2 protein-coding genes are annotated in these 5,761 nt (G+C 39.3%); both read left to right on the forward strand.

The features are described 5' to 3' along the window. The first annotated feature begins 215 nt into the window (after positions 1-215). Complete coding sequence (locus ACWIW0_RS11025) at positions 216-1,019, forward strand: tyrosine-type recombinase/integrase (protein ID WP_454453351.1); 804 nt, start codon at positions 216-218, stop codon at positions 1,017-1,019. A gap of 116 nt (positions 1,020-1,135) precedes the next feature. Next, positions 1,136-5,761, forward strand: a 4,626-nt coding sequence (locus ACWIW0_RS11030; protein WP_454453352.1) for an Ig-like domain-containing protein, incomplete at its 3' end; no start/stop codon positions are given.

A 5,761-nucleotide genomic window follows, 5' to 3' on the forward strand; every position in this document is an offset into this window, starting at 1 on the left:
ATTTTGCTATTTGTGCTGGCTAGGCTTGTATTTCAAATGGTAGTATTTTGTTATTCTTATAACCACCCTTATCAGAAGTTTTTTTAGTTAATAACGCCTCATAAAATACAGACTTTACCTGGTATGACAATAATTTTAATTATTAAAATTAATCTTATAAAAATCATAGATAAGTAGTACAGAAATATTAATTATTTTATAAGAGGAGAAAAATTATGATCTTAGAATTTGAAAAACATTTGCATAACTCAAACTTAGCTAAAAATACCATTTTGGTGTATATGTTTGCTATAAAACAATTTACTCAAAGGTACGGCTCTATAAATAAAATAAACTTGCAAAAATATAAGTTATTTCTAATAGAGAAATACAAGCCTCAAACAATAAATTTGAGAATTAGGGCAATAAATTTTTATTTGGAGTTCATCAAAAAAGAAAAGTTAAAATTATCATTTGTTAAAGTACAACAAAGAACATTTTTGGAAAATGTAATTAGCGAAGCTGATTATAATTATTTTAAGAAATGCTTAAAAAAAGATAATAACTTATATTGGTATTTTGTTATTCGATTTTTAGCGGCTACTGGGGCAAGAGTTAGTGAATTAATTCAAATAAAATGCGAACATGTTAGAGTTGGATACATTGACTTGTATTCTAAAGGGGGGAAACTAAGAAGAATATACATACCTCAGGCACTACAAAAAGAAGCATTACTGTGGCTAGAAAAAAATAACCAATCCTATGGATTTATTTTTATCAATAAATATGGAGATAGAATAACTACAAGAGGAATAGCTACAAAATTAAAATTTTTTGCAAAAAGATACAAAATTGATCCTAAAGTTGTATATCCACATTCATTTAGACATAGATTTGCAAAAAGTTTCTTGGAACGATGTAATGACATTAGTTTCTTAGCTGATCTAATGGGACACGAAAGTATTGAGACTACAAGAGTTTATCTAAGAAAAACGACCACAGAGCAAAAAGAAATTATTAATAATATAATCGATTGGTAATGCCTATTCATTAATTTTTTGTTTAAAAATTAATAATATAAGGGTGGGTATAACTATTACGCTTACAGCATCTGTTGCACATCATTAAGTTTAACTAACAACAAGTAGGAAATTTTATGAATATTATATTAAAAATACACTCAAAATCGGGTGCGGTTGATAGCATCAAAATTCCAGTAAAAGGAAATGAAGTTGTTACCATTCAACAACCTAAAGAAAAAGTAAGTTATGAGCTTGTTAATCAAGACACCAACGCAGGTCCAGAAAGAATTTTTGCTGAAAGAAAAGGCAACGACCTTCACATCGCATTTGAAGAGAACCAACCTGCAGATCTTATTATTAAAGACTATTATTCATCAGAAGACCTCAGCCCTGTTATTGGTTTAGGAGAAGATGGACAACTTTATAGCTACATTGCAGAAAGTGGTATCGAAGCGAATAATATTCCACTCTTAAAAGAGAACGTACTTGCAGCGGAAGTACTTGGTGGTAAAGCACTTGTAGCAGCATATTTACCATTTAACTGGTTAGCGTTATTAGGTGGATTAGCAACCGCTGGATTAGTTGCTGCAACTTTAGGCGGTAAAGGTGGTAAAGGCGGCAGTAGCCCAGCTCATCCATCTACGACTGAAGAAACAACTGAACCAGGCACAGGTGTTACACCTTCAGGCTCATCTGGCTCTGGTTCTAATGGCAGCTATACCCCACCAAGACCTCAACAAGAAAAACCAACAGTAACCGCGAAGAAAGATGGTTCTGTTGAAATCGCTATTGATCCAAACGTTAAAAAATACGAAATTACCTTTATTCCAGAAGGTAAAAACAACCCTATCACAGCAACCCTTGAAAAACAAGCGGACGGTTCATACAAATCTAGCCACCCTGAATACATTCCTGATGTTCCAGCTGGTAGCAACAAAGCCGTTATTCCTAGCGATAGTCTCAAAGACAAATCACTCGTTAGCGTAACCGCTATTAGCGATAATGGTTCTGCGACAGCAACGGTAGAAACCACATACGATAGAGACACACAAAACCCAGAAGTCACAAAAGCTGAAACCGTTGATCGCAACAACGATGGTAAGCCTGATCTTGTTAATTTAACAGGTAAGGGTGAAAAAGGCGCTACAATCAAAATTAAAGATAAAGAAGGTAATGTTATTGCAGAAACCAAAGTGGATAACAATGGTAACTGGAGCGTACCTGTCGTATTAGATCAAAATAATCCAAATAAAGATCAAGCAGAAGATCTTAACGTAGAAGCTCAATCACCGGGTAAAAATTCATCTGACGAAGTGCCAGTAACGACTGATAAAGTTGTACCAAGTGACAACCCACAACCAAACGACACTTACGTTGAACCACCAGTACTTACCCCATCAGCGTCTCAACCAGAAGATGAAAAAATATCTGTTGATGTTAAAGTTCCTGATGATGCAACCAATGTACCGGTTCAGATTTTAGATGGAACTGGTAAAGTGGTTGAAACGATTGACGTTAAAAAAGATGAGCAAGGTAACTTCGTACCACCATCGGATAAACCTGAAGTGGAAGTAACACCAAAAGATGGCGGTTTCACTATCACTATTCCTAAAGATAAGATTCCTGAAAATGGTAAAATTGTTGCGACAGCTGAAAACAGTGCTGGCGATCAAAGTAAACCGAGTGAGCCGATTGTATTAAATGAAGATAAACAACCTGTTTTACAAGATCCAGACACCGTTACTGCAAGCGACAAACCAAGCATTACCCCTAACACCATTAAAGCGATTGATGAAAGCCCAGAGGCAGATAACAACCCTGAAAAAGTAGTATTTAGTGGTACGGCAGAGCCTAATGCATCAATCACAGCGTATCTTGATAAAGGTGATGGAAGCAAAATCCCAGTAGGTTCTGTGGTGGCAGATAACAACGGCAACTATGAATTTAATCTTACTGATTTAGGTAAGAATTTTGATATTCAGCCAGGCGATCAAATTACCGTCACAGCGACTACACCAGGTGAAAAAGAGAGCGAACATTCAGAACCTGTGACCGTTCCTGCGGTAGAAGCGGGCAAAGATGGACACCCTTACGATACAAAAGCACCTGAAGCAACGGTAGAGATTACTACCAAAAAAGAACCAGGTGACGGCTCTGCAGAGATTGCTGTAACCAACGCAAAACCGGGTGATAAAGTTACCATCACAGCGAATAACGGAAAAGATAAATTAACCTTTATTGTTGATGACAATGGTAATTTAACAAAAGACCCAGCAAACACCAATCCACTAATGGATAAAGCAGAGTTAGACGGCAACACAATCAAGCTACCAGAAGATGTACTTGAAGATGGCTCAAACATCACTGCAGTGGTAACAGATTTGGCTGGCAATTCAATTCCACAGGAATCAGACACAGTAGGTTATGACGAAGCATCAGAAAAACCAACTGAAATTACGGCTGCCCCAATTGATACCAATGTAGTGGCAGACAAAACACCAGAAAACATCAAAGTCACCTTAAAAGGGGATGATGTAAAACCGGGTTCAACGGTTGCACTGACAGACGAAAAAGGCAATGAAATTGCGAAAATCGTTTTAACGCCAGAACATATTAAAGAAGACGGTAAAGCGGAATTAGAAGTTCCACTTAACAAAGACAACCCAATTCCGAAAGAAGTTAAAGCAACGGTACAAGCTCCAGGCAAAGATCCAAGTGCCCCTGCAACAGCAGAGTTACCAAGTTTAGCGGACACCGATGGACTAACAAAAGAGCAACTTCAAGAAAGACACCCGAATGACAAAGGTATTCAAACACCAACAGTTGTGGCTACACCAAATGAAGTGAAAGTGACAATTGATCCGAAAGATACCGAAACATTCACAGTGACTATCGACCCTAAAGCTGAAGGTGAAGCAACCAAAGAAGTGGTTTACACCAAACAGCCAGATGGCAGCTACACACCTAACGATCCAACGTTCCCTACTTTAGCGAAAGGTGAAGAGACGTTATCTATTCCAAGAGATAAATTACCAAAAGGGGCAAGCGATGTTACTGTTAAGGCTGAAGACATTGTTGGGCATACTGCAGAATCAGCGAAAACCCCAGTTGATCCAATTTTAGAGCCAAGTAAACAGCCAGAAGAACTCACTGTTAAAGCAGCAGACACCGATAAACAAGCGGATAGAAACCCTGAAGAATTTACCATTACAGGTAAAGCAGAGCCTAACGCTGAAATTGTGGCGAAAGATCACGAAGGGAACGTAATTGGCAGAGTTAAAGCGGATGAGGAAGGTAATTTCAAACTTATTGCGAAAGAAAATGGTGCGGATATTACTGACAGCAGCCAAATCACCTTAATCGCAACAGCACCGAACAAACGCGAAAGCGTAAAAACACCAGTGCCAAGCAATAATGGTGAAGTGTCGCATCCAAATGACCTCACGCCACCACCTGCGGCAGAACTCGTGCCAGATAACGATAATGCAAAATTCACCATCGAACCAGAAGTAGAAAAAGCGACGGTTGAATATACCGACAATGACGGCACCAAAAAAACCGCTGAAGTTACTCGTGATAAAGATGGCAACCTCCAATCTAACGACCCGAATGTTAAAGTCGAAGGAAAAGACACCATCATCGTTCCTAACGAAAACACACAAGATGACACCCCAGTGAGCGTGGTGACTGAAGATCTTGCAGGTAACACCTCAGAACCTACAGTTGCAGGCACACCAGAAGAATTGCCAAACAACCCTGAGGACAAACTCAACCCACCAAAAGATCTTAAATTAGAAGCGACAGACACCCGCCAAGGTGGAGCAGACGACCGCACAGAGCCAAACCCAGATCACTTTGTCTTAAAAGGCAATGTACCAGACGCACCAGCAGGTACTGAAATTGAAGTGACTGTGGATGGCGTAGTTGTTGGTAAAGGCAAAACAGACGATAAAGGCAACTTTGAAGTTGAATTTAATGACAAAGTTAATGGAAATGGCGAGCCAATCGACATCACCAAAGACAGCACATTAGTGGTGAAGGCGAAAGATCCGAAAAATCCAAATAACAACAGTGATGAAGCACCAATAGCCGTTGCTGATACAGAGATTATCAAAGCCGATAATACCGCACCGACTGTGGAACTTGCGCCAACACCAAATGGTGCAGAAGTAACCCTTGACCCAAATGCGAACGTTGGTGATACCACAAAAGTAACCGTAGAAAAAGACGGTAAAAAAGTGGAACACGAATACAAAGTCAATGATGAAGGCAAGTGGGAACCAACAGAACCTGAAAAATCACCAGCGGTAAACCCTGATGGCACAGTAACTATTGTCGCACCTCCAGGCAGCACCATTAGTGCAGAAACCGCAGATACTGCAGGTAACACCAACAAGCCAGAAGCAAAACCAAATGCGGAAGCAGGTGATTTACCAACTAATACGGTAAAAGTACCAGGTGAATCTGACCCAACACAACCTGTTGATGTACCAAAAACAGCTCAACCAACGGCTGAAATCACCAAAGTGATTGACCAAGATAGCCCAGCAGACGGTAAAGTGGATGCTTACGAAGTAACAGGTAAAGTACCAGGTGAGCCTGTAGGTACGCCAGTTAGAGTGTACGATGAAGAAGGTAATTTATTGGGTGAAGGTAAAACAACTGATGACGAAGGTAACTTCACAATCAATCCGGTAGAAAAACCGAAAAGTGGTGAAACACTTGTTGTTAAAGCAGAAAACCCTGAAAAACAACCAAGT

It is taken from the genome of Ursidibacter sp. B-7004-1 (assembly GCF_053654055.1).

Bases quoted from the DNA above. Each gene is read 5' to 3' on its own strand.
- ACWIW0_RS11025 (WP_454453351.1), top strand. From the start codon at position 216: ATGATCTTAGAATTTGAAAAACATTTGCATAACTCAAACTTAGCTAAA.